The following is a 19,304-nucleotide window of genomic DNA, read 5'->3' on the forward strand; positions in this document are numbered from 1 at the left end:
ACTTGATACAATATCTGATATTTGGATGGTTGTTATTTGGTGCAGATTTCTTAAAGCTTTACCCTGGTTGGTTGTTAAAGGTTTAGTTATGTTTCGGCTGGGGTTTGGTTTGCTTAATTAGGTTACAGGTGTGCGTTTTGAAGTTAAACAAAAGATCATCATCATTCGATGGTGTTTTATTGTGTCATCAGAGCTTCTTATCACAAGCAGCGCTGGAAAAAAGGAAGGCAGTGATGGAGACATTATGATAAAGGTTAAATTATTCACCTAACGTTAGTGAAACAGTGACAAATAATCAAGAGAACCCACTCTTGACAATTGAGAGGGTTCTCTTCTTGAAGACGCGTCTTTGATTTTTCGTATCTCATTTAAGAAATTTGAGAGTGGTGTAGTATTACGAGTTTATTGTTTCACATTGGTCAAAATGGGTAACAACTTTTCCATATACAGTTGATATGAAATGTAAGATGCCCCATCAAATACCTTAGCAGGGATGTGCTCGAATAACGTAACATCCTTTGAAGAGTCACCTGTGGAATCCTGTTTAACCATTGTGTACTCTTTCTTAACATCATCCCAAAGGTAAGAAATTCTCTTAGAACCGTATATTTGAGAAATAAAGTGAAGATCGATATAATCAGACCCATCAACATTTACAATATGGTCGTCTATACGATTAATTGAATTTCCAATTTCAACTGACTTCTCCGTGTCATTCCATTTTACTGGTTTACCAACCAAACTTCCAACTTCTCTTAGAGCTACATAAGTTGTACCGTCATAGGTGATAGGTGGATTTTGCAAAGAAATTTGCTTACCATCAAGCTTAATAGGCAAGGAAGGATTAAGAAAGGCAGAGATTTCTTTCAATCCAGTGTCAGCAAATGCTGTAGTGGAGATTGTTAGTATACTTCCTATGATAATACCTACAAAAATTTTCTTCATAAATTGTTCATCTCTTCCCAAATTGTATTTAATATTCCATTGGAAAATTACCATATTGTAGGTCTATAGTCCACTTGAAATATTTTCCTCAATACAGGTTACTATCGGGAACGAACAAATATACAGGATTGCTACATTTGGAACGGGATCCACAAAGGATGATCCTGTTTTTGGTAATAGAAAAGGATCAACTATACTCTTTGTTACTGTAGATCATCATCTTCATGGTGCTCACAGTATCTTACAATTAAATTTGGATCGTTCAATAAAACAGACTTCAGACAGCGGATACTATCGTATTATCCATGATGGTAGAATGACAATCAATAAAGGAGCAATAAAGAAAAAAGTTGTTCTAGATTTTATGAATGAATCAATAAATGATTGGGTCTGTGAGGATGGTATTGATCTTGGCTATCTTCCTTCAATTAGGAGCATTACAAGTCAAGATATCGAGGATTTCATTTTTCGAGTATTTTTATATGCAACATTAAGGGAAAAACTTCGATCAAAGTTTAAACCTAGGAAAAAGATGCCGATGAAAAATAGACAAATTGTGAAGCATTTATAGAATTAGGAGTACAGGATTTAGTTCGGGAAGCCAGCTTGAACAAAGCACAATCTAGCTTGAGTAAATCTCAAAAGGAGCTGGCACTAGACAGGCTGCTTCTTGCTGAAGAGTTCATTTTTGATGAATCAAATTTGGGTGATTACCTGAAGCCGGGTCGGTTGATTATCGTTGATCTAAAGGACGAATACATAACACGGGATCAGGCACTTGGCCTGTTCGTCGGATCAAGGCAAGATTCAGTGTAGGCCACGCGTTTCACACACGGTGGCGCGACCAGGCAAGCTACAACCTGATACAAATAAGGCGGCCATTTAATGGACGCCTTATTTGTTTATGTGGCTTATTGACCGGAAATAAATCGTTCTCTTTAATAAGTGTAAAAGCGGGATAAAGCACGACTCATCATCCAGTATAGCTTCGGGAGGATTCCAACATAATGATACTTGATCGACGTGAAAGAGTTTGTGACAAATTAAATAATAAGCAAACAAGTCGTAATTCCGCACATTTTGTATAAATTTCTCATAATAAAACATCACATCCTCAAAAACTGATGTATTATTGTCTATAGCAATTTAAAAGGATGGTATTCTTTGGGGAGGGATTGCTATTCAGTATGTCATACCAGACACCAGTGTTCTGATCCAAGATCCCAATTTAGTCGATGAATTAGTAACTAAGGGGTTTAGCCTGGTTGTAACGGGGGTTGTGTTAGAAGAACTCGACGGCCTCAAAAAAAGAATAACGGTAGAAGGGGTGGCGGCCCGTGATGTCAGACGAAAAATTGAAGCTTATAAGAGGGACACCGCCAACTCAAGCTCCGTTTTAATCCTTAATGAATATGAAAAAACGCCATATCTTAACATGGGCAAAAACGACGATAAAATTATTGCTCATGCCCTTTATATAAGAAAGCAAGGCAAGAACGCAATTCTCTTCAGTGCAGATGGCATACAGCGGCTTAAAGCTCTGTCGGAAAGCTTCGAGATTAAGGTTGTATCAGACAAATTCGAACTTTACGATCTCAAGGATGAGTCTCCCCGGTTAGTGAGGACAAACGATTCGATCACAACGGAGGATCCTGAATTGGAGTTGGCAGCCCACATATTGAAGGAACAAAAACCAAAGGAGTCAGACCCTTTTTGGTTGCGTGACGCATTCGAAACGCCTGCTGACTATCAAATAAGAATTGAGAACTTAATGGTAGAGGCCGGTACCGTATCCCTAGACGAATCCTACCCGCAAGAAGACGGACTTCTTTTTTTTCGGACACAGTGGGATAGTCGGATTCCGATTTACTCACCATTAACAGAAACAGTGATCGTGAGAACCAGAGTCCCCGATTGGACGGCATTCGTTGAGAAAGCCAAGGAAGGACAGCTCCAGCTCGAATGCGGCTTCAAGGTTATTGATGGGGCAATCTTCATTGATTCAGATCGGATTCAGGTGACTATTGGGGAAAAGAAACGTTTAGTAAGCTCACTAGATCTCAGTAGACTACCTTATGAAAATGATGAGAGCTATCTAGATAGGATCCGGAAAATCGGGAAGCTACCGGTCGGTACAGTTTTCTTGTTTAAGGAACAGTACGATATCGAGAAGGGGTTGTTTCCACTAGAGTTGAGTGCGCCAACTTGGCTTAAGAGCTTCCTACCGGACCCACCCTATCATTTAGTCAATATCTCAAAGGAAAAAGCCTATGCCTTATACACACAAGGATTAGAACAAACCTGTTATGCTCATTTTGAAATCGCCAAGACAAGTGGCGGAGAACTCTGTGCTGTCGTAGATCTACTTTATGTTAAGTTTCAGAGAAGCAAGTATACGATTGTACCCAAGCATATTAAAGCTCAAGCGACCGAATTCCCGGACGGGGAATACGGCTTTTTGACCAGTCGCCTTCGCCATCGTCCCGAAATGCATATTCAAGAAATAAGACGTTTTTCTCCCCAATTGTTTCTTATCCGCAGGAGCAACAAATGGGGGCTTATGGACCAGCAGGCCAATGTGTTGCTTGAGCCCTCGATCAGGATGGAAACAGTGTCTGAGGATGCCTTTCCTAATTATGAGGCAGCGTGTTACTTGGGAGATGGTTTTATATTGGCTCATGCAGGGAAACGTAGGGATATCAATATTCTAAGCAAGGATGGTTTATCTCTTTATCCCGTTAAAGAACTCTTGATTGATAATTTAAAGATTCCTATGGGAAGGGATGGAACCTCGGTCTGCTTTGTTTCACCCAACATAGGAGAAGCTCATATTTATTATACTTTTTCGAATATTAACTTCGCCCTTGGTCAAGTCATTGATTCCCAAGAGTTTGAGAGATTCGGACTAATGAAAGCGGAGTCTATAGGCTATGGCCATGCCTTGCTGGAGGATGGTGCCCTCCGTTCCAATACAATCACAATCGTCCCGGTTACCAAGCTTGGGTCTTGCTTCCTAATCGGAAAAATTCATAGCAGCATCGAGTTGCCGGAAGTCATCAAACCAACAGCCGACTTTGGTAATAAGATGCTAATTCTGAGCTGGGGGTGGCCAAACGATGTGCATGAAGTTTGTATTTGCGTAAGACATGACAGGTTTGTCGATTCACCGCAGGATCTTCAAGCCCGTTGCTATACCGTCAATAGAAACAATGATTCTGTGTCGGGACATCATCAAATCCACTCTTCTTCAGCAGAGCATATATATTATGTGACTTTTTACTCTGTTGGGCATTACGACGACAAGCTATTGTTCTCTTCGGGCCTACAACTACAGCTTACTGAGAAGGAATTTTCCGTAACGGATATTCATTACTTCATTCGCTTAAAAATTGGTTTTTGGAAGGGGAAAAAGCAAGCCTTCTTAACTCTGACCGGACCAGACACGATCAAAGAAATGCCGGAGCTCATCCTTGTGAAGAAAAACGGAAACGTCCCATTTAACCGCAATGACGGAATTGCAATTATGCGGATTAAAGATATTCAGTTTGGACTTATGGGTCGGTTGGACTTGGAGCTCCCAGGAGACGTATTGGAGGAGCATTCCTACGCGAAGCTTTTTTACGCTGAAAGTACGCAACATCCGTCGTTGCGGCTTATTCCCGAAGACCACAAGCAGTTGAAACTCTGGTAACTACGGAGGTGCCACCTTGGCCGATAAACGATCCATTTGTCCCTATTGCTTTACCAAAGTAATGGTTCATGATGTCCGATTTAAGTGTTGCAATACGTTCAAAACGAAAAAAACGGGGAGGTTGCGGGTGAGTTGTCCAACCTGCCATAAAGAAACTTCACGTAGGATTTGTCCTGAATGCTCAGCTGAACTACCGTACACCTGGGGGCAGCAGAAGGAGCACGTAATCTCCATTATCGGGGCGAAAGAGTCGGGGAAGAGCCATTACATTGCGGTACTTCTAGATAAAATCATGAAGCAGATGAGTCTCAATTTCAAATGCTCCCTCCAGGCCTTAAATGATGAAACTATTCATCGATATAGAGAGGATTTTTACAACCCGATTTATAAAAGGAAAGAAACTCTTAATGTAACTCTATCCGGACGTACCAATGACATGGTGAAGAAGCCGCTTTTGTATAATCTCTCCTTCTATGGGAAGGACTTTTGGGGCAGGAAAAAGATCAGTTCCGTCATCACGTTGGCTTTTTTCGATACCGCCGGGGAGGACCTGAATAACGAGGACACGATGAGCACCGTCAATAAATACATTTATAATTCTTCCGGGATCATTTTGCTGCTTGATCCGCTCCAGTTCACAGATGTGAGGGAATATCTGAAGCGAGGCTCTTCTATTCCCCAGCAGAACACAGACCCTTACGAGATCTTGACCAGAACTATTAATATCATTCACAAAGGCCAGGATATTCCGGCACAAAAACTAATAGACATCCCGCTTGCCGTTACTCTATCAAAGCTGGATGCCTTAAACAACGCAGACATTATGTTCGACGAGTCCTCCGTGGTGAAGCATCCTTCTCCTCATATCGCAAAAGGGAGTCTGCAGGAGAAGGAATTTCCGTTAATTTATCAAGAGATAAGAACGTTTCTTACCAATTTCGGAGGAAGCAACTTTGTAAGCCTGGCGGAATCTAAATTCCAGAAGCATAGTTTCTTCGGTATAAGTGCATTAGGGAAGAGCCCCCAAGGAACCAATAAAATAGACGTGGTTAACCCTCACCGGGTCGAAGACCCGTTTCTTTGGCTTTTAAGTAAAAATAAAATCCTTAAATAATTAATTAACAAGGTATGAGGTGACCTGTTCTGAGCATCCAACAGTTAATCTATACTTCCTGCCGCAAAAGTATCGGGGGAGGTAACGGCTTTCAAGTTTTTTCATATACACAAGGACTTACGACACTCGAACTGAGCGAAATTGAGGCGCATTGTGTTTATCTGCCTCCATCTCACTTGCCGTCACAACCGACTTCGAAAGATATCGAGCGGGACTTTCCCATTGCCTTTACAGCCTTTAACTTATCTACCGGAAAAAGCGTCATCCTCCGTAGCAAGTATATCGGGCAAGACTATTCCGGAAGGTACGGAAACTACTTTTGTCATGCTTTAATATACGATCGTGCTGAAGTCAATACTCCTGCTATTTGTTACTACGAGTCACCTATTTTTCGGGATAGACTCACTGAAACTGAGGCTGGAAGAGAGGAGTTACCCTCATACCTTCCCTATATTGAGAAACTGCAAACTGGCGAGCAGCTCACATTGGACACCGTCCTCTCTTTTGCATCGCGTCGTGAGAAGCCTTTCTGTGCTTTGTTACGCTCCTTCTTAAAAGGATATATGAATGGGAAGAAGTGTGTTTTTACAAGCACCTCGGAGGAAAATCCCCTCTTTATGGGTGCTCTTCTTACCGTATTGCCTCCTTTTATCAGCAAAAAACTATCTTGGACTACCTATACTCAGCAACCAGTTTCCAGCCAATATTCGATCTCCGCCGTTTCGCTGGAGGGTGCGCGCTTTTCTCCCTTCCAACTGGAGAATCATCCGGACTACATCTACATAGATCTTAGTCTGCTGAGTCCAGATATCAAAGGAGTGGTGAACGAGGCGGAATACATCCGAATCCTTATGAACCTTCTCCCTGATGCAAAGCAAACTCGCAAGTTTCTGGAATTTATAATCTCGTTCCAGCCTGAAACTATGGAGCAGTTGGACCTCATCTCCTTATTCTATGAGTGTATAAACATTAAAGCTCCTCTTGTTTCAAATCTGATTCAAATGCCTTGGGGAGAGCATCCTTCATTCTTGGCGAGATTGATTGTTAGTACTTGGGATCAGAGTAATCTAGAAGAGAGATCGATGCTTTTGGAACTCGGTTTGAATAAATTGACCTCTTCTATGAGTCGAATTAATCAATCTATTCTGCTGCAAGCCCTATGGAAGAGCGCACAGGGTCGCAATTATTTGATTCAGCTTTTCAAACATAGAGCCGCGTCTATGAAGCAGCTATCAACACTGTTTAATCTCTATGACACGGAGATCTCTAACCAAAATATGGACGATTCGACGACGTTTTACCTTAACATCATTAAGGAATATGTCTATCGAATGCCTCAAGATAAATTATTTACGTTCCCGGATCAACTCCATACATTGCTTATGTCCGTTACCCGAGATGAGAAGCTATGTGGATCAGAAATTTGTAAGGAATTATTTTACTTATTGGAAAAAGAGTATACGCAAGCCTTCATCCAAGGGAACTCTGCCGAACGATTCATGCTGCTAACTTCTGAACCATATGTCAGCATGATGAAATTTCTGGAGCAAATGAGAAAAAGTTTGTTCTTGCCGGTTTCTGGGGTTCCTACTTATTGGCTTAAGTTGGAGCAAAGACATGAGCTAGAGGATCGAAGCTTCCCTGAATATATTAATCTAGAAGTCCACCAACTGGTAACAATCTACAGCGCCTTCATCCATGCTGAACACGCCAAGAGCCCTACTGTGGTCTCTTCAACCGTCGGTTCTTTAATGACATCGCAGGAGAATGATGATTGGTGGTCAGTATGGGCTCAGGAATGGGGTTCTATGTACAAATTGGATTCAAAAAGAAGCTATATTTTGCTTGGCAAAACAATATGCATGTATCCGACTGAGCCTGTTCTTCTCACACTTCTGGATTCCTTACCACCGAATGAAAATAAACAGGTGAAGAAGATCATGGCCAAATATGTACCATCGCCGCAGTTCAGTTATAATACTAATGGTTTTAGATTTATTAATAAAAGAACAAAACGGCGATACGGGATTATCGGGATCCTAGAAAATATTTTTCATAGCATTACAAGACGGGGGAAGCTTTAGGAAATGGAAGCCATCTTGATAGTTATTGGTATTCTAATATTGCTCGGAATTATAGGGTTTATTTTTTACGCACTTATTTACGCAATTAAGATTGCTTTTCTCATTGTCGCAGTTCTTTTATTGGGCGCCATTGGCATCGTTTGCGGTATTGTTTACGGTTTGATCCACTCTTTGCTACTGTTTAATGTATGGTTTACTGCTTATTTTAGACATTTCCATACCGCGATCCGTTATGCTAACGAACAGAGAAATGAAATTTACGAATTGGGTTATTCAGGTGCTAGAAGATCAGAAAAGTCGGATGAAAATTTTGACGCAATCATTTCAGATGCTTTCGAGGGCGGAAATTTTTTTGGACGCTATATTTCTTTCGGTTCTTTCGGCAATATTATTCATCTGTTTGGTATGTTGATTTACTCTGTTATCTATTCCATATATTTTGTCATTTATATAAGCCTGTGCTTTTGTGTTGGGTGTGTATATTCAATTGCCTATACACCCTACTTCTATTGGAAATTTTTCGTAGTGAGAAGAGTATTTACTTCATTCTCACGTGCACGCGGCGCACTCCGGAGTGAAGCTAGAACAGTCGTTCCGCATCATAATATATGGGAACAGGCGGGGCTTAAAGCGTTAGGCTACCCGATGATGGTCCTCTTTGTTTATATTCATAGTGTCCTGTTTATAATCGTTTTTCCGTTTGCGCTTACTGCTTTCATACTCGTTTGGAGTTATGAACGTTTATACAAACTGTTTTTTTCGACTTTTGCCATATGTCCGTCATGCTACATTAAGATGAGCTTCCCATCCTATATGTGTGGTTTCTGTCATAAGGTACATGACGATGCACGCCCCTTTTTCACGCATATTTTGTATAAAAAGTGCAACTGTAGCCATAAGCTGCCCGTGAGTATTCTTAGCCATAGATCGACTGTTAACAAATGTATTTGTACAAGTTGCAGGACACCCATTGAGGCTGCCGAGAACAAGCCTCTTTGCATCCCCGTGATAGGTGGACCATCGGTAGGCAAAACTTGCTTTGTTACTTCTACGTTGAATAGCTACATTGAACAAATGGCATTGCCAAACAGTCTGCAGGTCAAATTTGCTTCATCATCAGCTGCAAAACAATTTAAAACATTAAGCGATGACATGAAAAAAGGCATCCTGCCCCCAAAGACCCAGAGGACCAAACTGTTCGATATGAATTTGGTAATCTCTAATGGGAAATTCAAGGTGGATCGAATGCTTAACATCTATGATATTGCGGGTGAAAACTTCGGGAGCAGTGACAAGCTTGCACAGTATAACTACTACGGGTATAGCCACGGGTTTGTTTTTTTAATCGACCCGTTCTCCATTAAGGCAGTTGCCGCCGAGTATCGTAAACAAAAAGACTACAAAAAAGTTCGCACCAGCATCACGGATTTGTCTGATGCCTTTGATATCCTAATTCTCAACCTTGAAAAATATTATGGTATAAAGCCTGATGAAATCATCAATAAACCATGCGCTGTCATTATTAACAAGTTAGATGCCTTTGATCTAAATTATAGGATCGGCAGCGTCGCCATTTCCGCTCTAATCGATTCTGACCAACGCTTAAGCAGAGGAGAGGCTGAGAATATCCTTTGCAGGAAATTTCTTGAGGATTACGGAACCGCGGGATTTTTGATGAAGCTTGAGCATAAGTTTCGGCATGTTCAATACTTTGCCTGCAGTTCCATTAGCAATACACCTGATGTAAAACAAAAAAATATCCCTGGAACCTTAAAGTCCTTAACCTGGATCCTTGAAAATGTTGATAAAAGTTTGGTGAGATGATTGTAACTGGAATGTAGATGCGGCGAACACGTCACTTTTTGAAACAATATGGGGGAGATCGACTAATACGAGGCAAAATTTTTAAGGGTGCTCTCGAGGGTTGATGAAACTTAAACATAAAGACTTCTCGCGAGTGTGAACAAAAACTTGTGAGAAGTCTCTTTTTAAATTGTTAATGATTTCCGCCATCGTTTTTGACGCTGTTTACTGATAGTTGCTGCATTATAATTACCTGGCCTAAATATTGTCGTGGGAGCAGGCCTCGCGGGTAAGATGATCTACTGTATTCAGGGTGTCGGTCGGACAATGCCAAGGGAACCACTGTCTACACCTCGTAATGGTGGAACTTCGCTGAAATTCGCTATTGAATTTTTAACATACCATGATTGAATTCAACCACAGTAAGTAATGTGCTTTTGAAGAAATAAAACCGGACGTATTGAAATGAGCGATCTTTTGAAAGATTTCCATAAGGAAATGATCAATATTTATTATAAAGCCAAGAAAGAAACCGGTTATAATGCCACTCGATATCTACAGATGCTCGTCTCCCCAGAGGCCTCCCTACATACTGCAAAGAAGTTCGTTTCTTCCAGCCATCCGAGCGATGGATATGCCGAGTTGTGGGAAAGGGGCAGACTCGATCTTACGGTGGAAGCGCTTGTCGCCTATACACCTAAGTTCAAACAACTTTTCACGGAAGAAGAGATTTCTTTCGCTCGCTCAAGGCTTGAGAAATCCTGATATATCGCTCAATAAGCCCTCTAGACGTTTCTTCGTATATCGTACTTAACTCCAAAAGACGGCTTTTTTGAGCAGCAAGCCGAAGTAGATATGTTACAAAGCCATACCTATCCGCTAAGGGTATATTGAAAGATGAAAGAGATCGTGCGATTGCTCTAATAAAAACTAAGCGATCCAGCATAATAACTTACCAGGATGTGGCACCATGAGATATTTGTTTAACTGGAAATATTGGATTCTTTTTTTTCTTGTTACATTTACGTTAAAATTGGGTCTAAAAGAACTGATGGATTATCACCTTTCGGCAATGCTGATGTTAGAAAGCATGGCACTTCTATGCTTCTTTGCCATCATACATATGGCATATCATGAAGGAAGAAATAGCAGGGATTAAGGTGAAAAGTTGTGATAAAACAACAAACTGGGGTTTGCAGATATTAGACGAATGATGGTCTGGATGCATCGGTATCGATTCAAGGTAAGTTTGGACTCAAGGAGTGAATTTCAGGTTTTAAAACCCGATTCCAATTCTACAGATAGTGCATAGTAGATAGTTCTTATTGATTTATGTTAGATTAATGGAGGTATTGATGGATCTGATTCAATTTCGAGCCAGAAGAAATAGCCCATACAACAATCTAAGTGATTTTGCCTTACTTGAGAAAATGGAGCAAGAGGCCTGGGAGCGTAACGAGCAGGAGTCCACATATGAGTTAAAAGAACGACTCTTTTATTTAAACTTGAGAATGTGGGAGATCAAACCGGAAGAGGAGTTTTATCGTAACTCCATTGCCAGAATTGTATTGGATCTTGGATGGGACTTAAAACGAAGTAAAGTGAATTATGAGCAGGCATACCAGTTCTTTGAGGACTTGATCACACTACAGAAGCCAAGGGCATTTCCCGTAGCTAATTATAGGTTAGGGTTTATCGATTTTTACAACAATCGATATCAAGCGGCCATACGTCATTTTGAAAAAGCGCTAAATCCACCTAAGCTACACGATGACCGACGTCCGTTGCCGCACGAAAAGCTTTCGGAATCGCAGAGAATGAAAGCACAAGCACAACTTGCAATTGCTTATGCAAAGTACAGCGTACTGGCTGCGCGCAAAGCGAAGGTAATGTACGAAAACTTGGGAAGTCCGGACGAACATGATCTGGATTATATATTGATTCTGGAAAAAGATATCCTAAAGGAAGAGGAAAAGCCTTATACATGCTTGTCTACAGTTGGTAAGCGTCATATTTCGGAGCAAGAATTTAGAGAATTGCGAAGTAGAACGGACACTTTTATATTAGATAGCACTAGTCTAGAGGACAAGAAGTTGTATATTCATGGGAATGTTTGTAAATTATCTCCGAGGCGAATGGCTATCTTGGAGGTTTTGTTTACCCAAATGAGACCAGTTCCGCAGAGAGAGTTGTCTGACCAACTAAACATTTCCCAAGTAAGCAAATATATGAATGACCTAAAGGAAGATCTTATACGAAGTGGCCTTCCAGAACAAACTATCTTAGCTAATAATGGGTATATTATCAATCATCCAAATCCTATGCTCATTTATAGTGCAAATGATCCCAAATATATGATGTGATCAATTACAGCGCCTTTGTCAAGGGTGCTGTTTTTGTTTACCTTACAATCCCTGTAACCCTCCTTTTCTATAATGGACTTAACACATTGAAGGAGGTTATTAAGTGATGGAATATTTCAAAAAGTCTTTAGTGGAGTTGTTAAGCATTCAAGGGGTTAGCGGTAACGAGAAAAACGTAGCTAGATATGTGACATCGAAGCTGGCTGAAAATCAATTTCTTGTTCAGGTTGACAATTATGGCAATGTCTTGGCTGAACGTAGCTTTGGAATAGGTTCAGTTATTTTGCTTTCGGCTCATATGGATACAGTGGATTCCTTTGCTCCAGAACGAAAACTCCTATGGCAAGGAGACATGCTACGTAGTTCGGAGGGGATTTTGGGCGCAGATGATCGAGCTGGAATAGCTATTATCCTAGAAGTGATTCGAAGAATAAACATGGGTGAGGAATTCAACGGGACAATTAAGGTCGCTTTTACTTGTGAAGAAGAAATCGGCAGGGTAGGGTCAAGCCAAATATCTCGTGAATGGCTACATGGCGTAGATACGGCAATTGTCGCGGATCGACGAAACCGAAGAGATATCGTGACATCTTGCCGTTGGATGGCATTTTGCCCAGAAGAAATAGGGTTATTTTGGGAGCAAGTTGGGAAACAGATCGGAGTAACCGATTGGAAAGCGTGCCAAGGGGGCATTAGCGATGCAGTAACCTATGCTCAGCACGGACTTCCTAGTGTTAATTTATCTTGTGGGTATAAGTACGAGCATACAGACTTTGAGGAACTGCATGTACCTTCTGCGTTAGATACGGTGGATCTTATCGTAGGTGGAATCAAGGGGTGGAGTCTGGTTACAGATGTTGTAAGGTGCTTGTAAGACAATAGCGATATGAGAGGGGAGAGATCAACATGCACTATGTCTTTGTTTATGGAACACTCTGCCAGCAAGAGAGGAACCACAAAGTACTTGGTACATCACATTGCGTATCGGTATATGCCAGAGTAAATGGGCAGATCATAGACACGGGTTTTGGTTTTCCTGGACTTGTGGAAGAAGAGGGCACGGTTGTTGGGGAGCTTTATGAGATTTCTGAAGACACATTGCAATCTTTGGATACGCTAGAGGGTTATTATGGGCCGAACAATCCTCATAATTTGTATGAACGAAAAAATATCGAGGTAACGACTGATAAAAGGATCTATTCCGCATGGACATACACTTATTGCGTTGATACCGATGGATTACCGCGCTTTTCCGACTGGAAGCTGAGGAGCTTGGAAAGAGAGTCGCACGTAGTATATTTTGCCTATGGTAGTTGCGCAGATATGAAACGAATCGTAGCTGCAGGTAGGGAGCAAGACTTTAGTGAGGTCATCGGTTGTGGCATCCTGAATGGGTTTAACCTTCAGTTTTCAAAGTATTCTTCTGACGGTAATCGAGCGGATGTAGTGGAAACGGGAGGCCATACTGAAGGGAAGCTTTATCAAATCTCTTCGGATGTGTTAACTGGTTATTTATATAGTAGAGAAGGAGTATACACGAAGGCATATCGTCCAATTATTGTTAACGTTGCACATGCATTAGACCTATTAGACCCAGATCAGTCGGTAGAGGCTGTAACCTTTGTAGCCGTGAGTAAGTCTGAGGAGCAATCCCCTCCGCTTGAGTACATGGAGGAAGTGCTGCGCGGCTTAAAACCAATCGTGTCTGAAATGTATTACGGTGCATTGTTACATCGATTTGTACATGAGTTTGAATTCGAGAATAAGGAGTGGTTATAACTTGGATAAACATATTGAAAAATGTATAGAAATGAGCATGACGAGGCTAGTCCATGCTCTCAAAACTAGAGGCTTTCATGTCGGACATTTGACAAACCAATTATGGTTAAAGGGTGGTTCTGGCCGCCATGATCAACGGTACCTCAGGGAGGTCCTTGGCGCAGCTCAGATTGGCTTTAGGGAGCAAGAAGAGATGTTCATCCTGGAATCTTTCCTGCTTACCGAGGAGGTTATCGATCGAATTGAAATGTACAAGGCGTATAATCAAGAATCTTGGTGTCCGTTGGAGTTGCAATCCTGGAAAGCTTTTACGAAAAGAAGACATGGTCTCAAATTAGATACTTTAACACTGGACCCTGGGGTGTCCTACTTAATTAAGCAATTGAGTCACGCCGGGATTTTGACCATGATGAGCTGTGACGGGCATGGGAGGTCAAGTCCAAAGATCTGGTTTTCGGGATTATTCAGCGCCGCGTGGTTTGAAATCATTATTAATAAGTTAATGAAACTTGAGGGACTGCATTATACGTGGATTGTCGAAGAAGATACTCGAAACTACAGAATCTTAACAGCCAGAAAATTACGTGGAGAACAGTGGGACCGGCGACATGTACAGGAGGATTCCATAAAGCTTGGAGAATGGTTTGCAGAACATGCAAAAGAACTACGTGAGAACAAACAATGTATTTATAAGCACCGTAGTATGAAAGCACGGGCGACTAGCTTAGTGGACAATTACGATGAGCTTAAAAATTGGATGAACGGGATATACAGTTCTTATATAGATGAAAGCCAGGTCGTTGTACAGAGTCTACCTTGGTAATTTAATAGATGATAAAAATGAATTAGACACTCGGTAGGTTTTGGTCACGAGGCCAGTCTCTGACAAAGGGAGAAATAATCGATCAAACTTTACCGAAGTCTTTCTAAAATATGAACGAGTGCAGTTCCAAATTCGGGATAAGGTCGATACCTTTATTCGAGAAGCGAAGGTACACGGCGAGAGCGATTTTGTTATGGGTGGCGGCATTGCATGTGGCTGCTTGATGCCGCCAAAGCGATAAAATGTATGTGTAATCAGAATGCATCGACTGCATGAAAAATGTGTTTCAATCGTTTGGGGGGAATGAGAATGGGGAAGATTTATGAATTTGCGCAAAACAGTAAGCCGGTGGAGCGGGAAAAGGACAAGGACGACTTCTACGCCGGCATGAAACAGTACTTCCTGACCCTCGGTATCCAGACGGCAGAAAAACTAGGCTCATCATACAAGTGCTCTGTTTCTATGGGATGTACATTGGCATTCGCCAAATGGCGGCCTTAGACGAGGAGAGAGCTCGGGGATAGGTTGTTTAATAAGGCCGTTTTTGGAACCGAGATCGTTATTAGAAAGCAGCAGAATGATGGAGACGAACAAAAGGATCGATGATCATTTTATCTATGGGGCAGCCGCCATGGTATAGTTGGCCTGAGTTCGATAAGGAGAAGGATCAGCTGTACCCTAATGCTTCTTCAGCGGTCGTAAAGAGGTACAAGTTGGAGCAAAAGCGCTGGGAACGGGATCTTCGTCGCATGTGGGCACATTTAGAAAACCCGCCGGACGCAAATGTTAAAATCATACCGTTGGACGATGAGCTTGTCTTGATTCGTGAGTTGGACGAGGATAGGAACATTGACCGTGAGACGTTTGGATTCATCAATGGAGGGAAGTAAATGTTCAACCTCAAACCAATGTATCAATTAGCAGCTTTGTCGGGTCTTGTTTTTTATCTGATCGTACGGCTCGTGGTGGCAAAGCTCGAGCTGAACACGAACGTAGTAGAATCTAATGAATCCTACTTGTGAAGGCTCGTGGTTTCAAAGCTTTGTACAGCTGTAGCGGACTTCTTGGAACTTATCGCCCAGCTACCACTGAACAGAAACGCGCCACTGAGAAAAAAGACGGAAAGCAGCCCGAGCATTGAGCCGATGACACCGAAAAATAGCGGCGCGAGCAATTGGGACAGACAATTGAATGCCAGCCGTAATCCAAGCACTTCGCCGGTCCGTTCTTTGGGCGATACGTTGTAGGCGGTTGCCATCGATAAGGGCTGTCCGCACCCCAATCCAAATCCCATCAGCGCTGCCCAAATGCCGAGCAGAACAGGATGGCTGGTGAACGGCACAAGCACAAACGCCAAGCCGGCCGCCACAATCGAAGCAAGCAGTACCCGATCGCGGCCGAGCGATTCGGTGAGCTTACTCAAAGCGGCGCGTATGACGACCATAGCCAGGCTTTGCGAAGAGAGAATCCAGCCGATGGTCGATACTGAAATGCCTATGCTGTCAGCATATAGCGGAAAATATGCAACAAATATATCACGTGAATACAGTACAAGTGCACTAGACAGCAGCGCTTTGCGCAAAATGGGCATTTTTAACAGTGTAAAAGAAGCGGTAAACTCGCTGCCGGCCTTCGGATTGCTTCTCCGTTCGTTCCTGATTATCAGCGAGAATAAGATAGGCACGATACCAAGCAGCACTGATGCGAAAAACGCTGCGGCATACGAGAAATGCTGCACGATATATCCGCCGAGGATCGGTCCGACGACCCCTCCCACCGCCACTGCTGTGCCGAACAGCCCGTAATAATGGTCGCGTTTGCCTTCGGGTGCGGCGTGACCGATGACATTTTGCAGTGATACTGAGATGAAGATGTTGCATATTCCGACGATGATCTGGCTGGCAAACAGCGCCCACATAGTCGGAAACAGCCAGGGAAGCGCCATCCCGATTGCTATGCCGATATTGCCGAGCAGCACGGGGAGGCGGTCCCCAAATTTGTCGGTAACCCGTCCGGCGTGAATTGCAAGCATTAACGGAGCAAAGGCAAACGCCCCTGTGAGCAGCCCGATGTCGAAGGTAGAAGCTCCCAGTGAGGAAGCATAAAGTGAAACGACCGGCCTTGTCATATTGTAGATGACTTGAAAGCTGAAAACAATCATGATAATATTGCGCAGTGCCATGAAAACACCTGATTTCTCGGTGGGATTTTTTCAGTCTTGCATACGTTTACATTATACATTGTCCGGACATTAATTTGGGAAATATTATTTGCACACTTACGATTTCAGGCCAATTGAACGGGCCCTGCTTCACTGAGTTTCATAGTTCCGTGGGGAATGATTTGGTGATTCTTGTTAGCGGTGGTCAAGCAGGGTACTCCATTAACATCGCGATCCATTTTTTCCGATTGTAAAAGAAAAGGGTTAAGCTATTCACTTAACCTTTTTTTCGCTTATGGGATCGACTTTTGCGAACTAGGAGTATCCTGTGCCGTTCCAAAATACGTAGAAGCAAGAACAGAATTGATCTCTGCGGCAGTTTGATTGGAACCACAGGACGCCAAGAACGTAAAAACATAATCGCCTTGAACGAAAGCAAAGTACGATTGCTTAATAAGTTTATACTTGCGTCCAATATTGGTTCCATAGAGGAGGTGGCAAACCGTTCGGCCATCTCGTAATCCTCACGGAGGTTGTGTGGAAGATCAACATGCTGGCCGATGGCTGAGATATCTGAAAGTAGGTAGTTACTGGCCAAAATGTATGCAAACATTGAGTGTTTCGCTTGAGGGCTTGAATAATTTTGTTACGAAGAAAGGATGCTTCTTGTGTTAATTCTTTCGCTTCCGAGGCAAGGCTGAGCAACAAGTGAATTGGAGCAGGTGTAAACTCATACGTCATTTCCCTTTCAGGTCCTTCGATGGAGACTGTTGGGTGCTTCCGCCACCACCACCACAACAATTACTAGGAGGAGTAATGGGGGCACCCGTGCTAAATGTCCCTGCTTGGAATTGAGGGTAACTTAAACAAAAATTACCGGGCTGGAGCAGGTAGGGAAAACTGGACTTCTGGTGTTTAGCATGGCCGTTTACACGAAAGTAGTGTTGTTTATAAAATTTATATAAATAAAGAGGAGGAAAGTACCTTGACATAGAATTATGATTTGTAAAATAAAGGTAGTACAAATACAACACAGCCAGGGGGAGGAATTCACGATGCTGCAGTGCAAAAAGTACCACCACGTAAGCATTTCGGTTACAAACCTCGAACGCTCGGTTGCCTTTTACAAGCATGTCCTGGGGCTTCAAGAAATTCCTCGACCTCCTATTCAAACTAGTCGAGGCGTTTGGCTTGATGTCGGCGGGCAGCAACTTCATCTGATTGTTCACGACGGCGAAACCATTCGAAAAGGGGTGCTCGATACTAAAGATGGTCATCTGGCGATCGTGGTGGAGAATTATCAAGAGACCATTGACTGGCTCGAAGCAAACGGTATCGAATACGAAGCAAGACCGCATGCTGTTACCGGCTTTTCGCAAATCTACATTACCGATCCCGATAAAAACATTATCGAACTGGATTGCGATTTTAGGGATTAAAGCATAAAGGCTCGTTCATAAAAAGTAAAATGTAAAAAGTCAACCAGTCCTTGATATGCTCCCCTTTAGGTAGACAGGTGAAAAAATAAAACCTGTTTATTATCAAGAGGGGCTTTTTCATGCCCAAAATTAATGAGTACTGTGGGGAAGAGAAATTAGCCATTTTGAAGGAGCATGAAACCGCCTAACTATATTGTCGGCCTTATATACTTAGTTCTAATTTTTCACAGAATTTTAAATTCATTTAACCACCGCGATATATCTCTGCAAACTATCTTCCGCACACTCAGCAATCAAGTTAATGAAAGGATTCAAATTATCATTTACACTGGCTTCTTCAAGTGTTTCATAGTACTTTAAACGGATTCCACTCTCAGCTTTGACAATAGCGGGTGGGAAACCAAAACCCATTAAAACTAAATTCATTAATAATCGAGCCGTTCGTCCGTTTCCGTCCGTAAACGGGTGAATATAAACGAACTGGAAATGAAATCGCGCTGCTAGTTCAACCGGGTGGAATTTATTCTTTGATTGTTGATACCACTGAATCAATTGTTCCATTTTCTCGGGGACGTTAGCAAAGTTTGGTGGAGTATGCTGGGATCCAGATATTCCCACATTGATCATTCGATATCGGCCTGCATCCTCGTCGTCAATATTTTTAAGCACTAATTGATGAATCGACTTAATCACATATTCAGATAACTCAATTTTTCGATTAACGATATCCTTAACGTAATTAATTGCCTCGACATGATTAATAACCTCAAAGTGCTCTCGTAGCTTTTTACCACCAATTGCTAGTCCATCTTCTATAACTAATTTAGTTTCCAGTAAGGTCAAAGTGTTACCTTCAATTGCGTTTGAGTTAAAAGTCCACTCTACTCGATATATCTCATCCAAATTTCTCACAGCGGCGGCTGGCAGAGGTCGAAGTGAATCTAGTTCGACTTTTAATTTATCGATTTTCTCGAATTTCATATTCACCATCCTCCTAACACTAGTCATTATCATTATAACAAATAGAATATTAGTTAGACGGTTCTAATCATATAGCGATGCACATCTTAATTTTACTGCTTCAATATCTACCCTTAGAAAT

16 protein-coding genes are annotated in these 19,304 nt (G+C 42.1%); 13 read left to right on the forward strand and 3 right to left on the reverse strand.

Annotation, left to right across the window (positions count from 1 at the left end):
• Positions 1 to 402: 402 nt before the first annotated feature.
• Positions 403 to 945, reverse strand: coding sequence for a stalk domain-containing protein (locus tag FPZ49_RS19085; protein WP_186445916.1), 543 nt, complete (start codon positions 943 to 945; stop codon positions 403 to 405).
• A 606-nt stretch (positions 946 to 1,551) separates the two neighbouring features.
• Between FPZ49_RS19085 and FPZ49_RS19090 the strand changes: the two genes are divergently transcribed.
• The 12 genes from FPZ49_RS19090 to FPZ49_RS36880 all read left to right on the forward strand — a co-directional run bounded on the left by FPZ49_RS19090 (position 1,552) and on the right by FPZ49_RS36880 (position 15,624).
• Entirely contained in the window at positions 1,552 to 1,761 is a 210-nt protein-coding gene (locus FPZ49_RS19090; RefSeq protein WP_144849871.1) for a hypothetical protein, read from the forward strand.
• 376 nt (positions 1,762 to 2,137) lie between these two features.
• On the forward strand, positions 2,138 to 4,636 hold the full coding sequence (locus FPZ49_RS19095; protein ID WP_261381493.1) for a PIN domain-containing protein: 2,499 nt from the start codon (positions 2,138 to 2,140) through the stop codon (positions 4,634 to 4,636).
• 127 nt (positions 4,637 to 4,763) lie between these two features.
• Entirely contained in the window at positions 4,764 to 5,750 is a 987-nt protein-coding gene (locus FPZ49_RS19100) for a hypothetical protein (RefSeq protein WP_222429928.1), read from the forward strand.
• Between the two features lie 35 nt (positions 5,751 to 5,785).
• Positions 5,786 to 7,834, forward strand: a complete 2,049-nt coding sequence (locus FPZ49_RS19105) for a GAP1-N2 domain-containing protein (RefSeq protein ID WP_261381494.1) — start codon at positions 5,786 to 5,788, stop codon at positions 7,832 to 7,834.
• Between the two features lie 3 nt (positions 7,835 to 7,837).
• Entirely contained in the window at positions 7,838 to 9,658 is a 1,821-nt protein-coding gene (locus FPZ49_RS19110; RefSeq protein WP_144849877.1) for a TRAFAC clade GTPase domain-containing protein, read from the forward strand.
• A 444-nt stretch (positions 9,659 to 10,102) separates the two neighbouring features.
• The gene (locus FPZ49_RS19115) at positions 10,103 to 10,402 is read left to right on the forward strand and encodes a hypothetical protein (protein WP_144849879.1); all 300 of its coding nucleotides are present in this window, start codon (positions 10,103 to 10,105) and stop codon (positions 10,400 to 10,402) included.
• Between the two features lie 590 nt (positions 10,403 to 10,992).
• Complete coding sequence (locus FPZ49_RS19120) at positions 10,993 to 12,000, forward strand: tetratricopeptide repeat protein (RefSeq protein ID WP_144849881.1); 1,008 nt, start codon at positions 10,993 to 10,995, stop codon at positions 11,998 to 12,000.
• 106 nt (positions 12,001 to 12,106) lie between these two features.
• Positions 12,107 to 12,874: a M20/M25/M40 family metallo-hydrolase gene (locus tag FPZ49_RS19125; protein ID WP_144849883.1), complete on the forward strand. Its 768-nt coding sequence runs from the start codon at positions 12,107 to 12,109 to the stop codon at positions 12,872 to 12,874.
• A gap of 32 nt (positions 12,875 to 12,906) precedes the next feature.
• Entirely contained in the window at positions 12,907 to 13,779 is an 873-nt protein-coding gene (locus FPZ49_RS19130; RefSeq protein WP_144849885.1) for a gamma-glutamylcyclotransferase, read from the forward strand.
• 1 nt (position 13,780) lies between these two features.
• The gene (locus FPZ49_RS19135; RefSeq protein WP_144849887.1) at positions 13,781 to 14,602 is read left to right on the forward strand and encodes a hypothetical protein; all 822 of its coding nucleotides are present in this window, start codon (positions 13,781 to 13,783) and stop codon (positions 14,600 to 14,602) included.
• A gap of 309 nt (positions 14,603 to 14,911) precedes the next feature.
• Complete coding sequence (locus FPZ49_RS19140) at positions 14,912 to 15,103, forward strand: hypothetical protein (protein WP_144849889.1); 192 nt, start codon at positions 14,912 to 14,914, stop codon at positions 15,101 to 15,103.
• A 389-nt stretch (positions 15,104 to 15,492) separates the two neighbouring features.
• Positions 15,493 to 15,624: a hypothetical protein gene (locus FPZ49_RS36880; protein ID WP_261381490.1), complete on the forward strand. Its 132-nt coding sequence runs from the start codon at positions 15,493 to 15,495 to the stop codon at positions 15,622 to 15,624.
• Here the strand turns inward: FPZ49_RS36880 and FPZ49_RS19145 are convergent.
• On the reverse strand, positions 15,615 to 16,784 hold the full coding sequence (locus FPZ49_RS19145) for an MFS transporter (RefSeq protein WP_144849891.1): 1,170 nt from the start codon (positions 16,782 to 16,784) through the stop codon (positions 15,615 to 15,617). The two genes, FPZ49_RS36880 and FPZ49_RS19145, sit on opposite strands and share 10 nt — an antisense overlap.
• A 1,034-nt stretch (positions 16,785 to 17,818) precedes the next feature.
• Between FPZ49_RS19145 and FPZ49_RS19150 the strand changes: the two genes are divergently transcribed.
• Positions 17,819 to 18,202, forward strand: coding sequence for a VOC family protein (locus FPZ49_RS19150; protein WP_144849893.1), 384 nt, complete (start codon positions 17,819 to 17,821; stop codon positions 18,200 to 18,202).
• Positions 18,203 to 18,442: 240 nt separating this feature from the next.
• On the opposite strand, the gene FPZ49_RS19155 is transcribed toward FPZ49_RS19150, so the two are convergent.
• Positions 18,443 to 19,183, reverse strand: coding sequence for a Fic family protein (locus FPZ49_RS19155; RefSeq protein ID WP_144849895.1), 741 nt, complete (start codon positions 19,181 to 19,183; stop codon positions 18,443 to 18,445).
• Positions 19,184 to 19,304: the final 121 nt, after the last annotated feature.

This window comes from Paenibacillus cremeus (genome assembly GCF_007786445.1).
GTDB classification, from domain to species: domain Bacteria; phylum Bacillota; class Bacilli; order Paenibacillales; family NBRC-103111; genus Paenibacillus_G; species Paenibacillus_G cremeus.